This window comes from Paraburkholderia sp. SIMBA_030 (assembly GCF_046535245.1).
Taxonomy (GTDB): domain Bacteria; phylum Pseudomonadota; class Gammaproteobacteria; order Burkholderiales; family Burkholderiaceae; genus Paraburkholderia.
Genome location: NZ_JAWRXB010001615.1, coordinates 1 through 237 on the forward strand (window position 1 = coordinate 1; position 237 = coordinate 237).

Annotated in this window: 1 protein-coding gene; it reads right to left on the reverse strand. The window is 32.9% G+C overall.

The annotated features are described in order from the left end of the window. The coding region (locus SB772_RS45460; protein ID WP_410839211.1) for a hypothetical protein at window positions 1–237 on the reverse strand (237 nt) is incomplete at both ends.

Sequence of the window (237 nt, forward strand, 5' to 3'; positions counted from 1 at the left end):
TTGTAAAGAAGAATTCAGAGAAGTAAGTGCTTCTATAATATTTTCCTCCGGGTACAAATAATAAGTTCCCCCCAAAAGCTGCTGATCTTTATACTCTTCTTCTTTTTTTAAAACATTACCCATCCTGATCTGTTTAGAAAAACGGTCTAAATCAAGCGCTTCCTTCTCAGTAACTACTTGGTTAAACTGATCAAAAAAACTAATGATTACAACCTCTTTATTATGTTCAAAATTGGG